Consider the following 652-nt stretch of genomic DNA (forward strand, 5'->3'; position numbering starts at 1 on the left):
GGGATAAATTATTTACTATCATGAAAGCTAACCATTTAGATATCAGACCTAAACGAAGCTACAGGGTTACAACCAACTCCCATCATCGGTTCCGTAAGCATAAAGACCTTGTAAATGGTGCAATTATTAATAGGCCCGAACAGGTGTGGGTATCAGATATTACCTATGTAGCAGGAGCAAAAGGACATCATTACCTGGCACTGATAACTGATGCTTACTCTAAAAAAATAGTGGGTTATGATTTATCGGATAGTTTGAATTTACAAGGTGTTTTAAGAGCTATGAATATGGCCATCAAATCACGGAAATATCCCCATAGCCCTTTGATACATCACTCTGACAGGGGGATACAATATTGCGCAAATGATCATCAAGCTTTGTTATTAAAACATAAGATAAGTTGTAGTATGACCACCGACTCAAACCCATACTCAAATGCAGTAGCGGAAAGAGTCAATGGGATTATTAAGAATGAATTTTATCTTGAAAACTATAAAGTAGATCTGATAACACATCAGAAAATCGTTGCCCAAACAATACAGATTTACAATACGGAAAGACCGCATTTATCATGTTCATATCTAACGCCCAGCCAAATGCATCTCCAATCCAAAATCAGCATTAAAACCTATAAAAGCAAAAACGGTAGCAG

Annotated in this window: 1 protein-coding gene; it reads left to right on the forward strand. The window is 36.8% G+C overall.

The window, feature by feature from the left end; translation table 11 throughout:
* Nucleotides 1-20: 20 nt before the first annotated feature.
* Nucleotides 21-652 (forward strand): IS3 family transposase (locus tag AC1RNB_RS18580; protein WP_493085257.1); only part of this gene is annotated, 632 nt, incomplete at its 3' end.

This window comes from Sediminibacterium sp. GW821-FHT12F12, from assembly GCF_058806635.1.